This window comes from Salinisphaera orenii subsp. orenii MK-B5, from assembly GCF_003788635.1.
In the GTDB taxonomy this organism is placed as follows: Bacteria; Pseudomonadota; Gammaproteobacteria; order Nevskiales; family Salinisphaeraceae; genus Salinisphaera; species Salinisphaera orenii.
The window spans coordinates 105,051-128,543 of sequence record NZ_AYKH01000041.1; the positions used below are offsets into that span (position 1 = coordinate 105,051).

The window sequence follows — 23,493 nt, forward strand, 5'->3', positions numbered from 1 at the left end:
CTACAACTGCGTGCGGTGGAAGACTGCTCGCGGCAGAGACTGGATGACGGTCATGATGAGCCACCAGAACCCGGGCGTGTAGCAGACCGCGCGGCGCTTGCCGATGGCCTTGTGTATGTCGCCGCCGACCTTTTCGGGGCTGGCGAACAGCGGGCCCTTGTCGAATTCGGCGGTCATGGGCGTGTCGACCATGCCGGGTCGGATCGTCAGCACCTGCACGCCGGAACCGAACAGTCGGTGCCGCAGGCCGTCGAGGAAGGCGTTCAGCCCGGCCTTGGCGCTGCCGTAGACATAGTTGCTGGCCCGGCCACGGTCGCCGGCCACCGAGGAGATCGCGGCGATCAGGCCGTGGCCCTGACGCTCGAAGCGGTTGGCGACGTCGGTGAGCAGGGCGATCTGGCTCACGGCGTTGGTGTGCCAGGCCGCGACCGCGGTCGCCGGTTCGGCGGCGCAGGCGGCCTGATCGGGCAGGGTGCCGTAGGCCACGAGCACCGTGTCCAGTCCGCCGAGGGCGGCCTCGGCGGCGTCGAGCATGGGCGCGTGGGCGGCGAGGTCGTCGGCGTCCATGACGTGGGTGCCGGTGGTGTGGGCGCCGCGCACCTTCAGGTCGTCGGCCACGGCCTCGAGCCGGTCGGCGCGGCGGCCGACCAGGAACAGGGCGTCGCCGTCGGCGGCGAAGCGGCGCGCGGCCTGTTCGGCGATGGCCGAGGTCGCGCCCACGATCAGGATCTTTCTCATTGCGCTTCTTCCATGACGCGGCGCCAGAAACTGGAGGATACGCCGGGGTCGACGTACGAAGAGAAATGGCGCCATTCGGGGAAATACTGGCGGAAGGCCGCGCCCGACATGCGGGCGTCTTTGGCCGGATAGACCCCCCCGCCGGCGGCCATGACCACGCCGTCCAGCGCGTCGAGCAGCTCGAAAGTGGGTCGGCCCCGGTTGGGAAAATCCAGCGCCAGGGTCACGCCCGGGCGCGGAAACGACATCAGACCGGGCGAGGGGACGTCGCCGAAGACCTTGAGCACGGACAGGAACGAGCCGGCGCCGGCGGCGGCGATGCGTTCCAGCAGCTCGGTGATGCTGGCGCGGGCGTCGGCGTGCGGGACCACGCACTGATACTGCAGAAACCCCGTCGGCCCGTAGGCGCGGTTCCAGTGCCGGATGCCGTCCAGGGGATAGAAATAGGGCTGATAGTGCTGGGTGTCGCGCCAGGCACTGCGCCAGCGGCGATGGAAATACAGCGTGTTCAGCGGCCGCAGCGTGGCGCGGTTGATCATCGACACCGGCGTCGTGAACGGGAACGCCGGCGCGCCGCGGCGACGCGGATCGGGCTTCTGGCCCAGCGCCGGCTTGTGGTTGGCCTGCATGAACCAGCCGCGCCCGACGGCGCTGCCGCGGGCGGTGCAGTCTGTCCAGGCCACGGTGTATTCGTGGTCGTCATCTGCGGCCGCGGACAGCTTCAGAAAAGTGTCGAGGTCGTCGAAGCGGCGCGTGTCGACGTCCATGTACGGGCCTTCGATCCGGCGCAGGCCGATGCGCGCGCGGGTGACCAGCCCGGTCAGCCCGAGCCCGCCCACGGTGGCCGCGAACCAGTCGGCGTTGAGCTGGCGGCTGCAGTGCAGGCAGTCGCCGTCGGTGCGCCGCAGTTCGAGTTCGTGCACGTGGCGGCCGAAGGTGCCCGCAACGTGGTGGTTCTTGCCGTGCACGTCATTGGCGATGGCGCCGCCGACGGTCACGTACTGCGTGCCCGGGGTGACCGGCAAAAACCAGCCCTGCGGCACCGCGAGCGCGAGGATCTCCGCCAGCAGCACGCCGGCCTCGCAGTCGAGCACGCCGGTGGCCGGGTCGAAGGCGATGAAGCGGTCCAGGCCGCGCGTCTCGACGAGCGTGCCGCCGTTGTTCAGGCAGCTGTCGCCGTAGCTGCGGCCGTTACCGTAGGCCAGTACCGGCGTGGCCGCTTCCGGCACGGCGCGATGGCGGTCGGTGGCGCGGGTGACCGCCGCCGGACGGCTGGCGGGGTAACGGCCCCAGGAGGCGTGGGCGGAATCGGCCATGGCGGGGCGCTACAGTGCCAGAACCATGATCGCCGCGCCCAACAGCAGGCAGACGCGGCTGCCGTTGTCGCGGGCGGCGAACACGATCGGGTCGTCGTGCATCTCCCCGCGCAGGGTCTTCAGCCAGATCCGGCTGATCCAATAGAGCACGACCGGGCACAGCAGCCAGATCCGGGCCGGATGCGTGTAGTGGTCGGTGATGTCGGGGCTGTTGATGTAGAGCGCGAGGATCACGACGGCGGTGTAGCCGGCCGCGGTGCCCAGGCTGCGCAGCGGCGCCAGATCGGTCGCCATGTAGCCGCGGCCGAGCGGGGCGTCGCCGGAATGATCGGCCATGACCTGCAGCTCGGTGCAGCGCTTGGCCATGGCCAGACTCAGAAACAGCGACATCGACAGCGCCAGCAGCCAGAACGACAGATCGATGCCGGTGGCGGCGCCGCCGGCGATGATGCGCAGCGTGTAGAGACTGGCCAGCGTGATCACGTCGATCAGGGCGAGCTGCTTCAGGCCGAGCGAATAGGCCAGCGTCAGCGCGTAGTAGGCCGCGAGCACCAGCCAGAAGACGGGCGGCAGGAACACGGCGATGACCAGGGTCGCCAGCAGCAGCGCGGGAATCGCGAGCACGCCGTGCAGGATCGGCAGCCGGCCGGAGGCAAAGGGGCGCTCGCGCTTGCGCGGATGCTGGCGGTCGTCGCCGAGATCGACCAGATCGTTGAGCAGATAGACGCTGGAGGCCAGCAGGCTGTAGGCGATGAAGGCCAGCACGGCCATCACCAGCATGCTGGCGTCGGCGTACTGATGGGCGGCGAGCAGCGGCACGAAGATCAGCGCGTTCTTGGCCCACTGATGCACCCGGAGCGCGCGTGTCCAGGTCCGCCAGTCGGCGGGCTCGGCGTGGAAGGTCGCGCCGATCTCGAATTCGTCGCGGGTACGTGCGATCAGCCGGTCGTTGGCGTTGACCAGGATGGCCTGGCGCGCATGCCGCCAGATCACGGTGTCGACGTCATCGTCGGCCGCGTAGTCGAAGGCGCCGCCGTCCAGATGCGCCCGCAGCGCGTCCAGCTTGGCCTGACCGCTGAGATTGGTCTGGTCGTCGCTGGCCAGCACCGTGTCGAACAGGCCCAGATGATCGGCCACGGCCCGGGCGTAGCGCTCGTTGGCCGCGGTGGCGAGAATCAGCGTGCGGCCGGTTTCCTTCTGCCCGCGCAGATAGGCGATCAGCGCCTCGTTGTAGGGCAGCTCGGCGATACCGAGATCGGCGCGCCGGGCGATCTCGGCCTTCAGCCGGGCCTTGCCCCCGCGCAGCCAGCCCGGCAGATTCAGCAGGCTCTGCGGCGAGCGCTTGGCGAGCACGAAGGCGGACTCCACCAGCAGATCGCTGTTGACCAGGGTGCCGTCGAGGTCGACGACCAGCGGCGGCGCGGATTGCGAATCGGACATCAGCGTTTTCCTTCGGACGATATCGGCGCGGACTCCGGATGGCGGCGCCGGTCGATTTCCAGACCGAGCATGGCGATCAGCCCGAGCAGCACGGCGAACCACAGCGTGGCGATGCGCGCGATAAGGGTGATGGCGATGGCCAGCGCGCCGCCCGCGCCGGAGAGCTTGAGCAGCAGCGCCATCACCGCTTCGGTGCCGCCCAGCCCGCCGGGCACGAACGACAGCGCACCGACGAGCATGCTCACCGCGTAGATCCCGATGGCCGTCTCCACGGCCAGTTCCAGCCCGAGACCGTGGGCGATGACGTAGACGGATACGCCTTCGGCGGCCCAGGCCACCAGCCCGAGCGCCAGACCCGCATACAGCGGCCGGTCGCCGAGCAGCGCGAAGGCCTGATCCCAGGCCGAGACCAGCCCGTGCATGAGCCGGGCGACACGGGTTTCGGGCGTGGCGTAGCGCCGTTTCATGGCCTCCAGCAGGCGCCGCTGACGAATGGCCACGAGCAGGCCGGCGAGCACCGCGAGCGGCGCGATCACCCACAGCACGTAGCCCGAGAAGGCGATCAGCACCAGCATCGACAGCATCGCGATGGTGAGCAGGTCCAGAAAGCGTTCGGCGAAGAAGGCGGCGAGGCTGTGCGGGTAGGGCACGCCCAGACGCGCGAGATAGATCGAGCGCATGCCCTCGCCGGCCTTGCCGGGGGTCGTCGTGAGGGCGAATCCGGCGATGTAGATCAGCGCGTGCCGGCCGGGATGAATACGGTTGCCCAGCCAGCGCAGATAGCCGTGCCAGCGCACGAAGCGCAGCGCATAGTTGATCAGCGACAGCGCCAGGATGAGCAGCCACCAGCGCCCGTCGAGCCGGCCCACGGCGGCGATTGTGCGTTCGGTGTCGATGCCGGCGACCACGGTCGCGTAGAGCAGGGCCGCCAGACAGAGCGAGAAAACGATGGTGCGTGGACGGGGCAATGCGACGCCTTCGGTTGGTTGACGAGGCCCCGCGCCGCAGGGCGCGTGACCGCCGGGGCTGACGGCCGATGCGGGCCGTCTCCACGATGTCACTCGACCGCGGCGTGCCACCCCATCCCGTGCCGTACACGCGCGCGTCGGTAGCAGAGCATAGCGTAAACCGGGTCGGTCGCTGCAATACACGCATCCGGGCGTACCCCGGGTGCGCGCGACGCGGACCGGGGTCGGACGGCGCACGTCGACCGCTCGGGTAATTATCGTTACCCATATCATGAGGCGCCCGGCGCGCCGCGGTGCGGCGCTTCAACCGATGCATCCGAGGGCAGAGCCATGGCCGATTATCACGCGCCCACCCGCGATCTCATGTTCATGCTGACGGAAGTGCTCGACGACGCGCACATCCGCGGCCTGCCCGACTGCGACGACTACGAGCCAGACACGATCTCGGCGATCGTCGACGAAGCCGGGCGGTTCGCCTCGTCGGTGCTGGCGCCGCTGAACGCCAGCGGCGACGCCGAGGGCGTGGACTGGTCGGCCGACGGCGTGACCAGCGCGTCCGGCTTCGCCGATGCCTACGACCGGTTCGTCGAGGCCGGCTGGAACGGCCTGACCGGCGATCCCGAGCACGGCGGCATGGGCATGCCACGGGTGCTGGGCGCGGCGACGACCGAACTCTGGAACGCCGCCAACATGTCGTTCGCGCTGTGTCCGCTGCTCACCGCCAGCGCGGTCGATGCGCTCGCTCATCATGGTAGCGATGATCTGAAGGCGGTCTATCTCGACAGGCTCGTCTCCGGGGAATGGACCGGCTGCATGGACCTCACCGAGCCGCAGGCCGGCTCCGATCTCGCGCAGGTGCGCACCCGCGCCGAGCCCGACGGCGAGGCCTGGCGCCTGTTCGGCCAGAAGATCTACATCACCTGGGGCGAGCACGACATGGCCGGCAACATCGTGCACTTGGTGCTCGCGCGGCTGCCCGACGCGCCCGCCGGCGTGAAGGGCATCTCGCTGTTTCTGGTGCCGAAGTATATTCCCGATGCCGACGGCAATCCCGGCGAGCGCAACGACATGCGCTGTGCCTCGGTCGAGCACAAGCTCGGCATCCACGCCTGCCCGACCTGCACCATGACCTACGGCGAGGACGGCCGGGGCGCGCTCGGCTGGCTCGTCGGCGAGGCCAACCGCGGCCTGGCGCATATGTTCACGATGATGAACGCCGCGCGCCACAAGATGGGTGTGCAGGGCCTGGGCGTGGCCGACCGCGCCTATCAGCAGGCCCTGGCCCACGCGCGCGAACGCGAGCAGGGCGGCGCCGCGATCGTCGAGCACGCCGACGTCAAGCGCATGCTGCTGTCGATGCGCAGCCGCATCGACGTCCTGCGCGCCCTGTGCCTGGATTCGGCCGCGGCCATGGACGTCGCCGAGCGCAGCGATGACGACGCCGAGCGCGCCGCCGCCCAGACCCGGGTCGACGTGCTCACCCCCATCGTCAAGGGCTGGGGTACCGAGCTCGGTGTGTCGCTGGCCGACACCGGCATCCAGATCCACGGCGGCATGGGCTATATCGAGGAGACCGGCGCCGCCCAGCCGCTGCGCGACGTACGTATCGCGCCCATCTACGAAGGCACCAACGGCATCCAGGCGATCGACCTGGTCGGCCGCAAGCTCCTGCGCGACGAAGGCCGCGGCATGCGCGCGCTGATCGCCGACATGCGGGCGACCGCCGACGGCCGCGCCGATGGCGCCAACCCACATCCGGCTCTGGCTGAAGGTCTCGATCTGCTGGAACAGGCCACGGACACGCTGCTGGCCGCCGGCCGCGACGCGGCGATGGCCAACGCCTTCAACTACCTCATGCTCTGCGGGACCGTGGTCGGCGCCTGGTACGCCGCGCGCATCGCGGATGTGGCCCAAGCCGCCCTGGCTGCGGGCACCGACGAGACCGACTTCTACGAAGCCCGTCAGGCCTGCGCGCGCTTCTACGTGCGTCAGGTTCTGCCCGACGCCCGCGGCTACGCCGCCCGAATCGAGGGCGGGGCGGATGCGATCGACACGGTGGACGCCGCGCGGCATCTCTAGCGTATTTTCTGCTTTTTAGTGAGAGTCTCTTAGCGGGGGACTAAGTTCGCATGAGCAGGAACAGTCATGTCGAATGTCTATTCTCTGCCTACTATGTGTGATAGCTCGTGGCCAATCTAGCCGAGGCACGGCGGATTCATCTGACCTCAGATTGGCGATAGTTACTTGACGGGCGGATCAATGGCTATCGATCAAGATGCAAAAGTAAACAACTCAGCGGCCGGATAGGAAATCGGATCACGATATGAAGCGCGATATCCATGCTGCGCCTAATCAAACGCAGATTGTGCATCAGTCCTGCGATGCCCGGCCCAACTCGCGCGACGTCTGGACAACCAGCTCGGCGGCAGACGCCCCCGAGAGATCTCGTGCCGATTTCGCAATCGTGAGGGCCTTACGTGTAAACCTCTACGGTGAGCGTGACTAAACAGCGGTATCCGGATGTCGTCTGAGCTTGCCAGTCGCGGTTTGGCCCACAAGTGCTCTGCAATGCCGGTCCACCTGGTCGTTATCGATCAGACGGCCGCTGTCACTTGGGTCGCGATGGCGCACGCTTACGACGTGGTCCCGTCATGAGACGAGCGTGCGGCGTGATGGCTGACCGGCCATGACCTTCACGGTATCGTTATCCCTTTTGGCGCTCGGCTAGGATACAGGCCGTGCATTATGCTGGCCTATACAGAACAAATGCGCTAGCACATCTTTAGCCGCTGGTCTGGGTAATCAAGCTAGTGAGCAGTCCGCAGCTACTCTGCCAACGCGAGATGCTTGTGCACAGAACCCTCGGCAGCCAACTGCTCGGCGTCGCCTTCGAGCACGACCGTACCGTTTTCCAGCACCACGCAGCGGTCGGCCATGGCAAAGATCATGGGCAGATTCTGCTCCACCACAACGATCGTCATGCTCTCGCGCCGGTTGATCTCGCGCAGCTGCACGCCGATTTGTTCGACAAGCGTGGGCATGATGCCGTCGGAGGGCTCGTCGAGGAGCATCACGTTCGGGTCGGTCATCAGTCCGGTACCGATTGCGAGCATCTGCTGCTCGCCGCCGCTGAGCGTGCCCGCGCGCTGACGCAGCCGCTCCTCGAGGCGCGGAAAATACGACAGCACTTCGGCGAGGCGGTCGCGCTTGCCGCGCTGGCCGGCGACGCGGCCCATCGTCAGGTGTTCGCGCACGCTCAGGTTGGCGAAGATGCCGCGGCCCTGGACGATCGTCGTGAGACCGCGGCGAGCACGCGCGTGCGACGGCTCGCGGGTGACATCGACGCCGTCGAGAATGACCGTGCCCGCGCTTGGCGTGATCAGCCCGGCCATCGTGCGTATCAGCGTCGATTTGCCCATCCCGTTGCGTCCGGCGATGCCCAGCACGCTGCCGGACTCCGCGCTGACGCTGACATCGCGCAGCACACCGATGTCGCCGTAGCCGGCGCTGACGTGGTCGAGTTCGAGCTTCATGCCTGCTGTCCAAGATAGACGTCCGCAACGCGCGGATCGGCCGCGATTTCATCGAAACGGCCGTTCGCGATCACCCGTCCGAGATGCAGCACGGTGATCTCGGCGTCGAGGTCGCGGATGAAATCCATGTTGTGCTCGATCACGATGATGGCCAATCCCCGTTCGGCCACCAGCTTCTGAAGGAGGGCGCCCGTGGCCGCGGTCTCGCCCGCAGTCATGCCCGCCGCCGGTTCGTCGAGCAGCAGCACCTTGGCCTGCATCGCGAGGAGCATGCCGATCTCGAGCCATTGCCGCTGCCCGTGCGACAGGTGTGCGGCGAGCCGCTGCGCCTGCGCGCTGAGCCCGATGGTCTCCAGCACTTCGTCGATACGCGCGCGCCGCTCACCCCGGCTGCCCGAGCCGCGCAGGGCGGCCAGTTCGATATTCGTACGAGTGGTCAAACCATGGAAGACGGACGGCGTCTGAAACTTGCGGGCAATGCCGGATCGCGCGCGGGCTACCGTCGCCAGCCGGGTGATGTCCGCGTTGTTATAGAAGATGCGGCCGCTACTCGGCGCGAGATGGCCCGAGATCATGCTCAGAAAGGTCGTCTTGCCGGCGCCGTTGGGCCCGATCACGCAATGTATCGAGCGTGGCTCGATCGCGAAGTCGATATCCGCGTTAGCCGCCAGGCCGCGGAAAGTCTTGCCCAGCCCCTGGGTCTGCAGCAGCGCGCTCATGACACCTCCCGCGGACGCAACCGCTGGCCCAGGCGCGCGAACATGCCCGCGAACCCGTCTTTGAAGAAAATGATCACGAGCATGAAGGCCACGCCCAGAATCAGCTGCCAGTACTGCGGCATGGTTGCACTGAGGTAGTTCGAGGCAGTGGCCACGACCATCGCCCCGACGAGCCCGCCCAGCAGTGAGGACCGCCCGCCGATTGCGACCCATACGACGACCTGTGTCGAGAACAGCACCCCGGCGAGCGAGGGCGACACGAAGCTGGCGGTTGTGGCATAAAGCGCACCCGCCAGGCCCGCAATCGCACCCGACAGGGCGAAGGCAAGCGTCTTGTATTGATCGATGCGATAGCCCAGCGCCGTTAGCCGGTCCTCGTTCTCGCGCACGCCGGCGAGCACAGTGCCGAAGCTGCTCGCCATCAGCCAGCGCAGCAACGCGTAGACCACGGCCACTACGCCCAGCACGAAGAAATAGAGGGCGATATCGCCGGCGATCGCGCCGCCCTCGAAGGGCGAAAGCGCCATGCGGTTGACGAACATGCCGTTGAAGCCGCCGGTGAGCTGGGACTGGCTCACGGCAACCTGCTCGGTAATGATCGACAGTGCGAGCGTGATCAACACGAAATAGGTCGCCTTGACTCCGGCACTGAACAGGAACCAGCCGGTCACCCCGGCCAACAGGCCGCCTGCGAGGGCGCCACTCGCCAGGCCGGCATAGCCGGAGTTGAAACCGAGGTCGCTCTGTCCCATGCACAGCCCCATGGCGTAGGCGCCGATGGCGAAGAATGCGGCCTGGCCGAAGCTGACGATGCCGACCACGCCCCAGAGCATCACCAGCGACACCGCGAGCAGGCCGTAAAGCATGTACTGAGGCAATATATAGGCGATATAGTCGCCCGCGACGAACGGCGCAACCACCAGCAATGCCAGCAGGGCGAACGCCGCCGCGTTTTCGCCGCCGAAGTGTGCGGCCCGCGGTCTGCGTTTGATCGTGGAGTTGGCGTGGCTCATTTGTTTTTCAGAATGCCGTTCGGTCGAAACCGGAGGATGAGAATCGCGAGCGCGAATACCGCGGTCTGGGCGACCGCCTGGCTCGAAAACAGCGCGAATAGCGTTTCCGAACCGCCGGTGAAAAAGCTGCCGATGAGGGTGCCGCTGAGTAGTTGGCCCATGCCGCCGACGAGCACGACGAAGAACGAACGCACCAGATAGACGTTGCCGATATAGGGATCGATGCTCAGCATCGGGCTGATCAAACCACCGGCCAGGCCGGCCATGAATGCGCCGATGCCGAACACGATCTTGTAGGTCAGCGAGATGTTGAGCCCCAGCAGGCCGGCGACCTCCCGGTTCTGGATCAGCCCGCGAATGCGAATGCCCAGCGATGTGCGATAGAACAGCCACGCCGTCGCCCCGATCACGCCGACCGCGATCAGCGCGACCGTCGCGCGATAGACCGGGACTCGCACGCCGCCCAGATCGATCGCGCCGGGCAGGGGGTTCGAGACGGTGCGCAGATCGGTACCGAACACGATCTTGATGACCTCGGTGACGATCATGAAGAACGCCCAGGTCAGCAGCAGCGTATCGAACGGGCGCTCATAGAAATGGCGAATCACCAGATGCTCGAAGATTAGCCCGATCACGCATACACCACACGCGGCGAATAGCACCGCGAGCGGGAAGGGTATCTGCCAGGCGGTGGCCTGCCAGGTGAGATAGGCGCCGAGCGTGAGCAGGGCACCGTGGCCCATGTTGATGACGCCGACCAACCCGTAGACGATGGCGAGCCCGAAGGCCGCCAGCGCCAGAACGAGCGTGATCAGCGTCAGGTCGACCGCGATGCTGAGTAGCGAATTGAGCATGGGGGCTCCGTGACGAGGCCTGGCCTCAGGCTTCCAGGGGCAGGTTCGAACAGGCGGCGTCCTGAGGCTCGACGGATTCGAACATCTGCACCTCTTCGAACATGTCGTTGACGCTGGTCCAATTCTCACGCACCCGCATCAGATAGGACGGCAGTACCGCCTGGTTATCGAGCTCACGCATGGTGACCGGGCCCTGCGGGGCGTCCTCGAAGGTCAGCCCCTTCAAGCCCTTGCGCAGGGCGGCGGTGCTGACTTCGCCACTCTTGCGCAGCGCCATTGCGGCCATGTGGCCGGCGTTGTACATGGCCACGCCCACCGTATCCATGAGGGCGTCATCGCCGGCGTGGGCACGGAACTTCTCGAGAAAAGTCGCGTTACTCGGCTTGTTGATCGACATGAAGTAGTCGAAGCTCACATAGGTGCCCGCCGAGACTTCCGGGCCGAGACCGGAGGTCACCACTTCCTCGTCGTCGACGGTCCAGAGGGTGAAGTCCTTGTTCATGCCGGCCGCCGCGAGCTGCTTGCGGAAGTTGACCGTGTCGCTGCCGGTCAGACTATGGAAGATCACGTCGGCGCCAGAATTGCGGATATCGCGCAGCACCGATTCGTACTGTGGCGTATTGAAGGGGATATAGACCTCGCCGACGACTTCGCCGCCGAGCTCGCGGAGCTTGGGCTTGGTGACTTCGTTGGTCACCCGCGGCCAAGCGTAGTCCGAACCGATCATGAAGAACTTCTTGCCGAAGTTCTTGACCATGTATTCCAGATGCGGCCAGACCTGCTGGGATGGAACCGGGCCGAACATGAACATGTTCTTGTTGCACACGCCGGGGTAGTACTTCTGCTGCTGGCCTTCGTAGAAGGTCGGATAGAGCAGGACTTTATCGGCCGCGGCGACCACGGGGCCGGCCGCGTTGCGCTCGGCGCTCGAGAAGGTACCGGCCAGAAAATCGACGCGCTCGTGCCGGATCAGGCGGTTCGCCTGTTCGACCACGATACGCGGCTCGGTCTTGGAGTCGGCAACCACCAGTTCGAACGGCCGGCCGTTGACGCCGCCGGCGGCATTGATCTCTTCGATAGCCATCTCCATACCAGCGAGATGCGCCTTCCCGTAGACCGTCCAGGCCCCTGTCAGTGGCGAGATCACCCCGACGCGGATCGGGTCTGCAGCGTACGCGCTGCGAATGAAATTCGGCCCCGCCAGGCCGAGCGCGCCAGCGGCACCCAGCGACTTGATCAGGCTGCGGCGCGACAGGCCGCCTGTGGTCTTGATGGTATCGGTCATGATTGAGCCCTCGTGGATAATCCATTGGTGGCAGCGGGCGCTGCGTTCTAGCCCGCGCTGCGGTATTCGCCGGGACGGCGGTCGCCCAGCGGGTTGTCGTTGAACGCGTTCCAGGCGCGGGACCGGGCGGTATCGTCGAGATCGGCGTCGGCGTAGAGGATCTGTTCTGCGTCGGCACTCGCCGGCCCGCCGATGGGCCAACCGGTATAGCTCACGATCAGGCTCTGGCCGATGAAGGGTTGGCCGCGCTCGGTGCCGACCCGGTCCGCACAGGCAACGAACACCGAGTTTGAATGCGCCGCCGCCATCGTGAGGATGTTGGCCATGGCCTCGCGGTTGGGGTCTTGACCGTTGATCGGCACCCAGTTCGTCGGCACACAGACGATGTCAGCCTGCTGCAGCGCGCATTCGCGATAGCTTTCGGGGAACCAGCCGTCATAGCAGATCAGTGCGCCGATCCGGCCCAGCGGCGTATCGAATACCGGAAACGCCAGGTCGCCGGGCGTGAAGAAGACATTCTCGCGATTCCACAGGTGCACCTTGCGAAAGGTGCCCAGGTAGCCGCCGGGCCCGATGACCACCGCCGAGTTGTAGAGCGTGTCGCCGTCGGCTTCGTCGATGCCGGCCACGATATGCAAACCGCGCTCGGCAGCGATCTTCTCCCAGGCATCGACGGTCGGCCCGCCGGGAACGGGTTCGGCAAGAGCGCGCGTTTCCTCGAGCGACTCGAACACGTAACCTGAATTGCACAGTTCGGGCAGCACGACCAGATCGGCGCCGTTATCCGCAGCTTCGGCTATGTACTGCAGACTCTTTGCGATATTGCCGGCTTTGTCGCCGACGGTCGGCTCCATCTGTATGCACGCAATCCTTATTGTCATTGGGTAACCCCTTCGCATGTCGCCGTACAGGTTTGGATTTAGCTGGATTCAAGTACTTGAATAGGGCTAGCAAGTGATATGCCAAGAACACCTCGCCCGGACGGCTAGCGGTTGACTCAATGCCTGGAAGTGTTGCGGGAAAGGGCAGGCGGAGGTAGCTAGCTAGCGAGCGAGCAGTCTGCAGCCGAGGGATCGGGTCGTTATATGAAGTGGCGCGAGGAGGCGGTAATGGCCATTGACGCAATAGGGTTCGGCAGGATAGTTATGGTGCAGGTGCCATTCTCTGGTGCATATCTTGAGCAAGAACAGTGCGTGCTGGTGCTAGCATTTTGGATTGACTGGTTTGTTCTGGCCGAGTCCGAGAGCGCTGGGGGTACGTGGCAGGCTTGATAAACCTTCGCGCGATTTCGGTTGCTCGCGTGTAGCAAGTGCGTATCAGCTCCGCTCGCATTGGCGTCTTTAGACCTTCAGGAGGCGGCCCAACTGGGATGCGACACCCTGTCGGTCGTCCCTCCGCCTTGGATAGTGGTGAGCGTGGCTATGTGCTGGTGTCCGAGCTCGGCTCTAAGGCATACCGGGACACGACTAAGCGGTCACACTCGCGGTTGCCGGCGAGAATGTGCTCGAGCGCACCGCCGTTGCCTTTGATACGGCAGGGCCGAAGATGAATGCGGCGACTGTGCTCCGGCGATCGAGCACTGCTCACGCGATGGCCGGGCCAGCTAAAGTGGCCAAGCCCTCGTGTGCACACCGTGCCCGTCGAACAGGGGTCTCGCGTAGGCGAGTCTCGTTCTCGACGCGATAGCCTCGTGACTCATTTTGGACTGCACGCGTGCTTGCGTCCGATGCCTGCGCCTTGTTCAGTGGACGCAGACCGTCCCGGGTCCGATCGATCGGTAGCGCTCGAGGACGTTGGTCGGACGCGCATGCCGCAAATGTGCACATGGCCGGCGCCTTTGGCCGGTGGCGTGCGAAATGCCGTCGACCTCGGGTCAATGCCCGGATGAAACCCGTGATCTACCATGAAGAATAAAGCCACCCCCGAGACTGTCCAGCGCATGCTCCGCCGTCGCGATTTGCTCAAGGGATTCGCCGCCGGCGCGGCGGTATCAGTGCTCGGCACGCCGCCGCTGGCCGCACGAACGGCCGCCGAGGCGTTTCACGCCGAGATCGCCGACCTGGAGAAACGCCACGGCGGCCGCCTCGGTGTGGCTGTACGGGATACGGCCGGTGAGCAGCGGGTCGCGCATCGCGCCGATGAGCGTTTTCTGATGTGCAGCACGTTGAAGTTTCCCCTTGCGGGGCTGATTCTCTCCCGCGTGGATGCCGGCGAGGAATCGCTGGACCGACACATCACCTACGACGCCGGTGATGTCGTGACTTACTCGCCCGAAACCGGGCGGCACGTCGGCACCGGCATGACGCTCGGGGCGGTCTGTCGTGCCGGGCTCACCCTCAGCGACAACACGGCTGCCAACCTCATGTTGCGCAGCGTCGGTGGCCCGGCGGCTTTGACCGCCTTCGTGCGTGCGCTCGGCGATACGGTCACGCGGTCCGATCGCTACGAGACCGCGCTCAATGCGTACACCCCCGGCAGCGATCACGACACCACCTCGCCGTCGGCGATGGGCCACCTCATGCAGCGCCTGTTGCTCGACGATGTATTGAGCGCGCCCTCCAGAGGACAGCTGACGCGCTGGCTGATCGCCAACGAGACCGGTGACCATCGTCTGCGCGCCGGCATGCCGGGCCACTGGCGTATCGGTGACAAGACGGGGTCCGGCGGTAACAATACGGCCAACGACATCGCCATCGTCTGGCCGCAGCCCGACGCGCCGGTGATCGTGTCCGCCTATTACGCCGGTTCCGATGCCGGCCGTTCCCAGCGAGACCGTGTGCTGGCTGACGTCGGGCGGGCCACAGTGCGGTGGCTCGGCACGGGATAGACACCGAGTGTCCAGGGGCGGCGTGCCCGGCGCGACCCGAGCGGGTCGAAAGCCGTCACGGCCTCCGGCCAGGGCCTGTCAGCACTTCAGGCGAACGCCGCCTTGGCGACCGCACGTCGTGTGCGGCAAGACACCAGTCGCCGATCGTGGCGTGCCACGATCCAGACTGGCGACGCCGCAACGCCTATAGTCGATTGTTTCATGGACGGCCCAATCCGAAGGGCCAAGCGCCCCATGCAACGACCAGGGTGCGACCTCCGGCGTCGTCGGACCCTAACGCGGAACGACTGCGCGGTGCGCACGACGCCTCGCCCCGGCGCCCGTAGCCGTTTTAAGCAAGCGCTAGATGCGGGCTCGCATGCAGTCTTGACGGACCCGACCCACCGCGCACGAAAAGGCCCGGCCGCCGTGGAGCGAGCCGGGCCCGGTGCCCGTGGGCGATCGCGCGTCTAGGCGGTGTCGAGCAGCTGCTTGCGCAGGTCCAGCTTGCTGAACTTGCCGGTCGAGGTGCGCGGGATGGCGTCGATGAACACGTAGTCGTCGGGCACCATCCACTTGGCCATGCGCTCGAGCAGAAAGGCGCGCAGTGTGTCGGCGTCGAGCGTCTCGCCCTTGCGCAGTACGACCGCAGCCAGCGGCCGTTCACCCCACTTGTCGTCGGGCTGGGCGACCACCGCGGCCTCGGCGACCGCGTCGTGCGCCATGATCGCGTTCTCCAGTTGCACCGAGGAGATCCATTCGCCGCCGGACTTGATGACATCCTTGGTGCGGTCCGTGATGTCGATGTAGCCGTCGGCGTCGACGGTGGCGATGTCGCCGGTGCGCAGCCAGCCGTCGGTGGTGAACTTCTCGTCGCTGTTGTCGAGCCGGAAGTAGCTGCCGGTGATCCACGGACCGCGGATCTGGATCTCGCCCATATCCTCGCCGTTCCAGGGTTGCGGATTGCCGTCGTCGCCCACGATGCGCACCTCGACGAAGGGCACCGCCACGCCCGCGGTCGCCCGCTTGGCGTAGCGTTCGTCCTCGCTGCGTGCGGTGACCGCCGGCTTGAGCCGCGCCGCGGAACCCAGCGGCGAGGTCTCGGTCATGCCCCAGGCCTGGATCACGGTCAGGCCGTGGCCATCGAAGCGGCGGATCATCGACTCGGGGGCCGCCGAGCCGCCCACGATCATGCTCAAATCATCGCGCAGGGCCCAGCGGTCGGGTTCGGCGTCGAGGGCCTCCAGGATGCCCATCCAGATTGTCGGCACGCCGGCGGTGGTATTGACCCGCTCGGCGGCGTAGACGTCGAGCAGGCTCTCCGGATCCATGTGCGGGCCGGGGTAGACCTGCTTGGCGCCGGTCAGCGTGGCCACGTAAGGAATGCCCCAGGCGTTGACGTGGAACATCGGCACGACCGGTAGCACCGTGTCGTTGAAGGACAGATTCAGCGTATCCGGCATGGCCGCGGTCATGGCGTGCAGCACGGTCGAGCGGTGCGAATAGACCACGCCCTTCGGTTTGCCGGTGGTGCCTGAGGTGTAGCACATGCCGCAGGCGTCGTTCTCGTCCTTGTCGGGATAGACGAACTCGCCGTCGGCCGAGGCCAGGAAGTCCTCGTAGCTCTCCATGCCCTCGGGAATCGGCTTGCCGGCGAGCGGCACGACGATGATGCGCTCGAAGTTCACCCGGTCGGCGAACTTCTCGTAGAGCGGCAGCAGCACGTCGTCGATGATCAGAATGCGATCCTCGGCGTGATTCACGATCCACGACACGTCGTCGGGCGGCAGGCGCAGGTTGAGCGTGTGCAGCACGGCGCCGGTGATCGGAATGCCGAAATAGGCCTCGAGATGGGCGTGCGTGTTCCAGGAGAACGTCGCGACGCGGTCGCCGGGCTTGATGCCGGCCTGGGTCAGGGCCTGTGCCAGCTGCTTGGCGCGCCGGACCATGTCGCCGTACGTCTGCCGGTGCAGGGTCTTGTCCGGCATGTTCGTGACGATTTCCACGTCGGGAAATTGTGCGCCCGCGCGCTCGAGGATGTCGTCGAGCAGCAGGGGGCGGTCCATCATGGTCGATCGCATGGCATCTCCTTCCGGCGTGGCCGTGTAATGTTGTTTTCGCGCTTCGCGGGCAGCATCGCATTGCCTGTTGCGGGGCGTCCATTGGCGCATACATTGATCGTCGCCGGGAGCTATGGTAAGAGAAATTACATCGTGTCCGGGCAGGGCGGCGGCGCGCGGGCGTTCAGCTCTCGTACGGTCGTCGGCGTATCCTCGGCCGCGGCGCGGACCATGCGCCCACATGCCGATTCGGAGGCATTGCACATGAAGATGAAGATCGGTTCTCTACTGCTGTCCATGGCCGTTGTCATCGGTCATGCGGGCGGCGCCCTGGCCGGCGAGCTGTCGGTGGACGATGTGCAGGCGCGCATCGACACCGCCACGCCGGAGGAGCCCGCGGATTTCTCCGGCCGCGATCTCAGCCGGCTGGACCTGTCCGGACTCGATCTGTCCGGCGCCAATCTCGCCGGTGCGGATCTGACCAACGCACGCCTGGAGGACACGCGGTTGTCCGGCGCGAATCTGAGCGGCGCCAACCTCAACGGCACCTGGCTGATCGGGGCGGATTTCTCCAACGCCGATCTTAGCGGCGCGCAGCTGTTCGGGCCGGTGGTGGCCCAGGGGCTGGAGGCCTCGCGGGAGCAGTCGCCGCTGTTCGCCGGTGCCGACTTCAGCGGCGCGCGGGTGATCGCGCGTCTGTCGATGGGCGACGCGCACGGCGCGGATTTCTCGAATGCCCGGCTCGGGGCGGACATGAAGAACCAGTCGATGGGGTTGATGCGCTTCGAGGCCGAAAACGCGGATCTGTCGAACGCGAACTTTGCGGGCGCGGATCTCAGCCACGCGCTGCTGCGTTTCGCCAATCTCCGGCACGCGGATTTCACGAACGCCGACATCCGCGACGCGGAGTTCGACGGGGCCGATCTGAGCGGGGCGCGATTCGCCGGCGCCCGGGCCGAGGGCGCGCGTTTCGCGGGCGCGACGCTGACCGGGGCCACCGGCATCGACACCGCCGACGGCATGGTCGTGGCCCAGTGAATCGCGCCGCGGCGGCGCGCCCCGCGCGGCGACTTGCTATAGTCGCGCGCTGATCGGCCGTACCACTGCCGCGGGGCCATGCGTTACTGGGAAGACTTCGAGCCGGGTCGCGTTGAGACCTTCGGCGCTTATACCGTCACCGAGGACGAGATCGTCGCTTTCGGCCGCGCCTATGATCCGCTGCCGTTCCACGTCGACCCCGAAGCCGCGGCCGACGGTCCGTACGGCGGCCTGACGGCCCCGGGCCTGCTGACCTGTGCGATCTTCATGCGCATTCTCGTCGACAACGTGCTGTCGCAGTCGGCCTCGATGGGGTCGCCGGGCGTGGACTCGGTGCGCTGGCCGCGGCCGGTGTTTGCCGGCGACACGCTCTCGGTGCGGCAGGAGACGATGGAGGCGCGCGTGCTCAACAGCCGGCCCGAGCTCGGGCTGGTCAAGAACCGTTTCATCGTGCTGAACCAGGACGGCGAGGCCGTGGCCGAACTGGCCTCGAACGCTCTGTTCCGCCGCCGCACGGCCCCGGCATGATCCACTACGAAGACATGCAGCCGGGTGACGTCGCCGATCTGGGCCCGACCGAGGCGATCACCGCCGAGGCGATCGTGGCGTTTGCCGAACGCTACGATCCGCAGCCGTTCCATCTCAGCGACGCCGGCGCCGCCGACACCTATTTCGAGACGCTGGCGGCATCGGGTTGGCACACGGCCGCGCTGACGATGAAGCTGCTGATGACCGGCCGCGACGAACCGCTGGCCAGCCTCGGATCGCCGGGTTTCGACGACCTGCGCTGGCATAGCCCCGTGCACGTCGGCGACCGGCTGTCGGTGCGCTGCACGGTCACCGACAAGCGGGTGTCGAAGTCGCGCCCGGAGATGGGCCTGGTGCATTTCGCGGTCGAGACGCGCAACCAGGACGACATCACCGTGATGAGCTATCGCACCGTGTCCATGCTCGCGCGGCGCGAGGCCGGCTGACGCGAGCGGTTGGCGCTAGCGCGCGGCCGCGCGCTGTTCGCTCTCGGCTGCGGGCAGGGCGCAGGCGCGATGGTCGTCGGCGATCCGGCGCAGGGCCACGCACACGCCGTGGACGACCAGGGCGGGCTGTTCGAGCTGGATGTAATGGCCGCTCTCGCCGGCCACGATATGCACCGCCTGCGGATGGCGAGCCACGAATTCGCGCTGCAGACGCCGCCAGAGCGCTTCCGAGCGTCCGCGCCGGCTGTCCGGGTCGGCGATCGGCGCGCCGCGGCTGAGCACCACCAGCGGCAGATCGGGCAGCGTGGCGGCGGCGACCTCGCGCTCGCTGGCGCGAAAGCCGCGCCATTCGCGGTAGACCGTGCGCATGGCGGCCGGGTTGGTGATCTGGGCCCTCGCCCGCTCGGCCGCGGCGGGCGGCAGATCCGATGGAATCTGCGGCGTGAGCGTGAACACGGCGTTGTCGCGGGGGGCGATGACCATGCCGAGCTCGCGCTCGTAGCGCTCGATTTCGTCGACCTGACTGCTGTCGACGAGCACCAGCGCGGCGACGTCGTCCGGGTTGCGCGAGGCGAACAGCTGCATGTTCCAGCCGCCGAAGGAATGCCCGACCGGCAGCCAGGGCGGCTCGATGCCGGCGCGCGCGAGCAGCGTCTCCAGTTCGTCGACGATGGTCGCGCTCGTGCGCGGCGGCGGGCCGAGCTCGCTGTCGCCGTAGCCGGCCCGGTCGTAGCGGCACACCCGCGTCATCGTCGCCAGCCCCGGCATCACGCGGGTCCACACCAGCGAGCTGTCGCCCAGGCCGGCGTCGAGGATCACGGTCGGCTCGCCGTGACCGGTGCAGACAATGTGCATGGTGCGGCCGTCGATGCGCACCCGTCGGCTCTCGCCAGCGGCAAGCTCCGCCGCAGCGTGGGCGCTCGCAGCGATCAGCGCACAGGCCAGTGCCGCCGCGAGCAGGCGGCGGATGCGTCCGGATCCCCACAGTCGGTCCATGCGGATGCCCCCGTGCGATCGGCCTGTGGCACACACTGGGAGTGTACGCCAGCCGTCGCCGGTGGATGCGGCCGCGCCGAAGCGGGGCGGCGCGGTGCTACTGGCGGTGCCCCTCGCCGAGGTAGTCGTTCGAACTCATCTCGTGCAGGCGGCTGGCGGTGCGCTCGAATTCGAAGGTCAGCCGCGTGCCGGCGTAGAGATCGTCGGGGCGCGCCTGGGCGGTGCAGAACAGTTTGACGCGGCGGTCGTAGAATTCGTCGACGGCGTTGATGAAGCGCCGGGCGGCGTTGTTGTCGTCGTCGTCGAAGACCGGCACGCCGGAGAGCATGATGGTGTGGAACTCGCGCGCCAGCTCGATGTAGTCGTTGGCCGAACGGCTGCCGCGGCACAGATCCTCGAAGTCGAACCAGGCGACGCCGTCCGTGCGCCGGCGGACCGGGATCTTGCGTCCGAGCACCTTGACGTTGCCGCCGGTGGCGATCGCGCCCGTGGCCAACCGCTCGAAGTGGCGGTCGAGCACCGCATCGGCCGCCTCGCCGGGCGGCGTCTGATAGGTCGCCGAGGCCTCGATGTGATCCAGCCGGTAGTCGGTGCCGTCGGCCAGGTGCAGGACCTCGCAGTGCTGCTTGATGCCCTCGATGGCGGGCATGAAGCGCTCGCGCTGCAGACCGCCGGCGTAGAGATCGTCGGGGGCGATGTTGGAGGTCGTCACCAGCGTCACGCCGCGCTTGAACAGGGCCTCGGTCAGGCGCGCCAGGATCATGGCGTCGGCCACGTCGGAGACGAAGAACTCGTCGAAGCAGAGCACGCGGTCGGCCGACCATTCCTTGGCGATCAGCTTGAGCGGATCCGACTGGTTGGCGTAGCGCTTGCGCGCTTCGTGAACCTTGGCCATGAAGCGGTGGAAATGCAGCCGGCTCTTCTCCTCGAAGGGCAGCGACTCGTAGAAGCAGTCCATCAGCCAGGTCTTGCCGCGGCCGACACCGCCCCAGAGATAGAGGCCGGTGACCGGCTGCCGGCGGCTGCGGCCGAACAGGCTGCGCTGGGTCGGATGGGCGACCAGCTCGTCGTGGATGCGCTGGAGCGCGTCCACCGCCTGCGCCTGCGCGGGATCGCGGACGAGCTCGCCGCGCGCGACGTCGGCCTCGTAGCGCGCGCGCGGGCCGTCGGGGCTGGCTGCACCGTCTGCTGACATGGAGAATCTCGCGTGGAAATACCCGTCAGTATACGCTCGCGCCATGGCCGCCATCGACGCACTGCCGGAGCCCATCGCGGGCGAGATCGAATGCTTTCTTGACGGCCTGTGGGCCGAGCGCGGCCTGTCCGACGCGACCCTGGCGGCCTATCGCAACGACCTCGCGCGGCTGGCGGGCTGGCTCGTGGCCCAGGGCCACGACAGCCTGCTGGCGGCCGGCCGGAGTGAACTGCAGGCCTATCTCGCCGCCCGCAATACGCCCGGCTCGAGCCCGCGCAGTGCCGCGCGGCTGCTGTCGAGCCTGCGCCAGTTCTATCGCTACCAGCGCCGCGCCGGCGCCATCGATACCGATCCGACCGCGCTGATCCCGAGCCCCGCGCAGGGGCGGCGGCTGCCGGCCACGCTCACCGAGGCCGACGTCGAGGCGCTGCTGGCCGCGCCGGCGACGGATACCGATCTCGGCCTGCGCGACCGCGCCATGCTGGAGCTGATGTATGCCGCCGGCCTGCGCGTGTCCGAGCTGGTCGGGGCGAGCCGCGCGCAGGTCAATCTGCGCCAGGGCGTGATCCGGGTCACGGGCAAGGGCGGGCGCGAGCGGCTGGTGCCGATCGGTGAAGCCGCGGTCGACTGGATCGAGCGCTATCTGCGCCAGGCGCGGCCGCAGCTGTTGGACACGGCCCGCTCGGACGCCCTGTTCGTGACCGGCCGCGGGGGCGGCATGACGCGCCAGAACGTCTGGCACCGCATCCGCCGCCACGCCGCGAGCGCCGGCATCCGCGCCGACGTCTCGCCGCACGGTCTGCGGCACGCCTTCGCCACCCACCTGCTCAACCACGGCGCGGATCTGCGCGCGGTGCAGATGCTGCTGGGGCACGCCGATCTGTCGACCACGCAGATCTACACCCACGTCGCCCGGGCGCGGCTTGCCGCGCTGCACGCGTCGCATCATCCGCGAGGCTGAGACGTGGCCCGGAACATCGAGCTCAAGGCGGCGGTGGCCGATGTCCGCGCCCTGCATCGGCGCGCCGCGGAATGCGCCGGATCCGCCGGCACCGTCATCGACCAGGACGACACCTTCTTCGCCTGTGCCCACGGTCGCCTGAAGCTGCGCGCCTTCGGCGACGGCACTGGCGAACTCATCGCCTACGAGCGCCCGGACGCCGCGGGACCGACGCTGTCGCACTACCGCCGCACGCCCACGACCGCGCCGGCCGCGCTGCGGGCCACGCTCGCCGAGGCTCTCGGTACGGCCGGCCGGGTGGTCAAGCGGCGCACGCTCTATTGGGTCGGGCGCACCCGCGTGCATGTCGATGCCGTGGCGGGGATCGGCGACTTCATGGAGCTGGAAGTGGTCTTGGCCGAGGGCGATACCGCCGCCGACGGCGAGCGCGAAGCGGAAGCGCTCATGGCCGCGTTAGGCCTGGCCGACGCGCCGCGGATCGACTGCGCCTACGTCGACCTACTCGCGCGGCGGGGCTGAGGCGGGCTCAGCGCTCCAGCAATTCCTTCTTGTTGGGCTTGTCCGCCCATTCGTCGGCGTCCGCGGGCGCGTCCTTGATCTCGGTGATCACCGGCCACTTCGCCGCGAGTTCGGCGTTGAGTTCGAGAAACTCGGCCTGATCCTCGGGCAGGTCGTCCTCGGAGACGATGGCCTCCACCGGGCACTCGGGCTCGCATAGGGTGCAGTCGATGCACTCCTCCGGGTCGATCGCCAGGAAGTTCGGGCCCTCATGGAAACAATCGACCGGGCAGACCTCGACGCAGTCGGTGTATTTGCACTTGATGCAGTTTTCGGTGACGACGAAGGTCATCGCTGACGGCCTCGTAAGCAAGCTTTCGTTAGCCGCCTAGTCTAACACCCGTCGTCGTGCCCGGTCGGTTCGCGGTCGAGCGCCATGGCCCGCCAGTCTGCAGCGCCCAGGGACTCCACGTGCAGGCCGAAGTGCCCGCGGGCGCGGTCCGCGAAGTAGCGTTCCAGCGTGCGGTGGATGGTGGGAAAGGCCAGCTGCGGCCAGTCGATCTCGTCTTCGCGCTGGAGGGTCACGTAGGCGCTCTCCGGGCCCGCGGCGAAGTGCTCGCCGACCAGTCGCGCGCGATAGAAGATGTGCACCTGACCGATGTGGGTGACGTCGAGCATGGCGAACAGCTTGACGTCGGCGACCTCGGCGCAGGCTTCCTCGCGGGTCTCGCGCGCCGCGCCGTCGGGCGTGGTTTCGCCGAGTTCCAGAAAGCCGGCCGGCAGGGTCCAGAAGCCGAGCCGCGGCTCGATCGCGCGCCGGCACATGAGGATCGCGCCCTCGTGCTCGACGATGCAGCCGACCACGTTGCGCGGATTCTCGTAGAAGATGTCGCCGGTCGCTGTGCAGACGGCGCGCTCGCGGTCGTCGCCGGTCGGGATGCGGTACTCGACGGGGGCACCGCAGTCGGGGCAGAAGCGCATGGCCTTGGGCATCCGCACAGGTTAGCAGACCACGAACGGCGCGCCGGGCTTGCTATGCTTTCGGCACGACGCTTGCAAGCCTTGAAAACCCATGAATCCGGTCATCAACGAGAAGCAT

Annotated in this window: 22 protein-coding genes; 7 read left to right on the top strand and 15 right to left on the bottom strand. The window is 67.3% G+C overall.

Going from position 1 to position 23,493, the window contains the following annotated elements; genetic code table 11:
* Genes SAOR_RS14350 through SAOR_RS14365 form a run of 4 tightly spaced genes read right to left on the bottom strand, consistent with a single transcriptional unit; the run spans position 1 to position 4,462 of the window.
* On the bottom strand, positions 1-738 hold the full coding sequence (locus SAOR_RS14350; RefSeq protein ID WP_123590083.1) for an SDR family oxidoreductase: 738 nt from the start codon (positions 736-738) through the stop codon (positions 1-3).
* On the bottom strand, positions 735-2,054 hold the full coding sequence (locus SAOR_RS14355; RefSeq protein ID WP_123632031.1) for an FAD-binding oxidoreductase: 1,320 nt from the start codon (positions 2,052-2,054) through the stop codon (positions 735-737). Before SAOR_RS14355 ends, SAOR_RS14350 begins: the two co-directional genes overlap by 4 nt.
* A 9-nt stretch (positions 2,055-2,063) precedes the next feature.
* A complete protein-coding gene (locus SAOR_RS14360) occupies positions 2,064-3,494 on the bottom strand; it encodes a UbiA family prenyltransferase (protein ID WP_123632032.1) in 1,431 nt (476 codons plus the stop codon).
* Positions 3,494-4,462: a lysylphosphatidylglycerol synthase transmembrane domain-containing protein gene (locus SAOR_RS14365; RefSeq protein ID WP_185015708.1), complete on the bottom strand. Its 969-nt coding sequence runs from the start codon at positions 4,460-4,462 to the stop codon at positions 3,494-3,496. Before SAOR_RS14365 ends, SAOR_RS14360 begins: the two co-directional genes overlap by 1 nt.
* 330 nt (positions 4,463-4,792) lie before the next feature.
* Here SAOR_RS14365 and SAOR_RS14370 point away from each other — a divergent pair, with 330 nt between their 5' ends.
* A complete protein-coding gene (locus tag SAOR_RS14370) occupies positions 4,793-6,541 on the top strand; it encodes an acyl-CoA dehydrogenase (protein WP_123632034.1) in 1,749 nt (582 codons plus the stop codon).
* 746 nt (positions 6,542-7,287) lie between these two features.
* Here SAOR_RS14370 and SAOR_RS14375 read toward each other — a convergent pair.
* From SAOR_RS14375 to SAOR_RS14400, 6 genes are read right to left on the bottom strand one after another with little or no spacing between them, the layout of a single operon-like run.
* Positions 7,288-7,995: an ABC transporter ATP-binding protein gene (locus SAOR_RS14375; RefSeq protein WP_123632035.1), complete on the bottom strand. Its 708-nt coding sequence runs from the start codon at positions 7,993-7,995 to the stop codon at positions 7,288-7,290.
* A complete protein-coding gene (locus SAOR_RS14380; RefSeq protein ID WP_123632077.1) occupies positions 7,992-8,714 on the bottom strand; it encodes an ATP-binding cassette domain-containing protein in 723 nt (240 codons plus the stop codon). Before SAOR_RS14380 ends, SAOR_RS14375 begins: the two co-directional genes overlap by 4 nt.
* Positions 8,711-9,727 carry a branched-chain amino acid ABC transporter permease gene (locus SAOR_RS14385; RefSeq protein ID WP_123632036.1) on the bottom strand — a complete coding sequence of 339 codons (1,017 nt, stop codon included), beginning with the start codon at positions 9,725-9,727 and terminating at the stop codon, positions 8,711-8,713. The genes SAOR_RS14380 and SAOR_RS14385 overlap by 4 nt, the downstream gene beginning before the upstream one ends.
* The gene (locus SAOR_RS14390) at positions 9,724-10,581 is read right to left on the bottom strand and encodes a branched-chain amino acid ABC transporter permease (RefSeq protein ID WP_123632037.1); all 858 of its coding nucleotides are present in this window, start codon (positions 10,579-10,581) and stop codon (positions 9,724-9,726) included. The genes SAOR_RS14385 and SAOR_RS14390 overlap by 4 nt, the downstream gene beginning before the upstream one ends.
* Positions 10,582-10,606: 25 nt before the next feature.
* On the bottom strand, positions 10,607-11,866 hold the full coding sequence (locus SAOR_RS14395) for a substrate-binding protein (protein WP_123632038.1): 1,260 nt from the start codon (positions 11,864-11,866) through the stop codon (positions 10,607-10,609).
* A gap of 47 nt (positions 11,867-11,913) precedes the next feature.
* Positions 11,914-12,720 carry a nitrilase family protein gene (locus SAOR_RS14400; RefSeq protein ID WP_221180011.1) on the bottom strand — a complete coding sequence of 269 codons (807 nt, stop codon included), beginning with the start codon at positions 12,718-12,720 and terminating at the stop codon, positions 11,914-11,916.
* A 1,049-nt stretch (positions 12,721-13,769) separates the two neighbouring features.
* On the opposite strand from SAOR_RS14400, the gene bla reads away from it, so the two are divergent.
* On the top strand, positions 13,770-14,693 hold the full coding sequence (gene bla / locus SAOR_RS14405) for a class A beta-lactamase (protein ID WP_245965489.1): 924 nt from the start codon (positions 13,770-13,772) through the stop codon (positions 14,691-14,693).
* Positions 14,694-15,142: 449 nt separating this feature from the next.
* Here bla and SAOR_RS14410 read toward each other — a convergent pair whose 3' ends face one another.
* Positions 15,143-16,753 carry a long-chain fatty acid--CoA ligase gene (locus SAOR_RS14410; RefSeq protein ID WP_123632040.1) on the bottom strand — a complete coding sequence of 537 codons (1,611 nt, stop codon included), beginning with the start codon at positions 16,751-16,753 and terminating at the stop codon, positions 15,143-15,145.
* A 243-nt stretch (positions 16,754-16,996) separates the two neighbouring features.
* On the opposite strand from SAOR_RS14410, the gene SAOR_RS14415 reads away from it, so the two are divergent.
* From SAOR_RS14415 to SAOR_RS14425, 3 genes are all read left to right on the top strand, one after another.
* Positions 16,997-17,770 (top strand): pentapeptide repeat-containing protein, encoded by a 774-nt coding sequence (locus tag SAOR_RS14415; RefSeq protein WP_185015709.1) that lies wholly within the window; start codon positions 16,997-16,999, stop codon positions 17,768-17,770.
* 78 nt (positions 17,771-17,848) lie between these two features.
* Positions 17,849-18,298, top strand: coding sequence for a MaoC family dehydratase (locus SAOR_RS14420; RefSeq protein WP_123632042.1), 450 nt, complete (start codon positions 17,849-17,851; stop codon positions 18,296-18,298).
* A complete protein-coding gene (locus SAOR_RS14425; RefSeq protein WP_123632043.1) occupies positions 18,295-18,744 on the top strand; it encodes a MaoC family dehydratase in 450 nt (149 codons plus the stop codon). The genes SAOR_RS14420 and SAOR_RS14425 overlap by 4 nt, the downstream gene beginning before the upstream one ends.
* Before the next feature lie 15 nt (positions 18,745-18,759).
* Here SAOR_RS14425 and SAOR_RS14430 read toward each other — a convergent pair whose 3' ends face one another.
* Together SAOR_RS14430 and zapE are read right to left on the bottom strand one after the other, a co-directional pair.
* Positions 18,760-19,740, bottom strand: coding sequence for an alpha/beta fold hydrolase (locus SAOR_RS14430; protein WP_123632044.1), 981 nt, complete (start codon positions 19,738-19,740; stop codon positions 18,760-18,762).
* 97 nt (positions 19,741-19,837) lie between these two features.
* Complete coding sequence (gene zapE / locus SAOR_RS14435; RefSeq protein ID WP_123632045.1) at positions 19,838-20,935, bottom strand: cell division protein ZapE; 1,098 nt, start codon at positions 20,933-20,935, stop codon at positions 19,838-19,840.
* Positions 20,936-20,978: 43 nt separating this feature from the next.
* Between zapE and xerD the strand changes: the two genes are divergently transcribed.
* Positions 20,979-21,896 carry a site-specific tyrosine recombinase XerD gene (xerD, locus tag SAOR_RS14440; protein WP_123632046.1) on the top strand — a complete coding sequence of 306 codons (918 nt, stop codon included), beginning with the start codon at positions 20,979-20,981 and terminating at the stop codon, positions 21,894-21,896.
* A 3-nt stretch (positions 21,897-21,899) separates the two neighbouring features.
* Positions 21,900-22,415 carry a class IV adenylate cyclase gene (locus SAOR_RS14445; RefSeq protein ID WP_123632047.1) on the top strand — a complete coding sequence of 172 codons (516 nt, stop codon included), beginning with the start codon at positions 21,900-21,902 and terminating at the stop codon, positions 22,413-22,415.
* Positions 22,416-22,422: 7 nt separating this feature from the next.
* Here SAOR_RS14445 and fdxA read toward each other — a convergent pair whose 3' ends face one another.
* Entirely contained in the window at positions 22,423-22,746 is a 324-nt protein-coding gene (gene fdxA / locus SAOR_RS14450) for a ferredoxin FdxA (RefSeq protein WP_123590071.1), read from the bottom strand.
* Between the two features lie 41 nt (positions 22,747-22,787).
* Positions 22,788-23,375 (bottom strand): NUDIX hydrolase, encoded by a 588-nt coding sequence (locus SAOR_RS14455; protein WP_123632079.1) that lies wholly within the window; start codon positions 23,373-23,375, stop codon positions 22,788-22,790.
* Positions 23,376-23,493 lie beyond the last annotated feature (118 nt).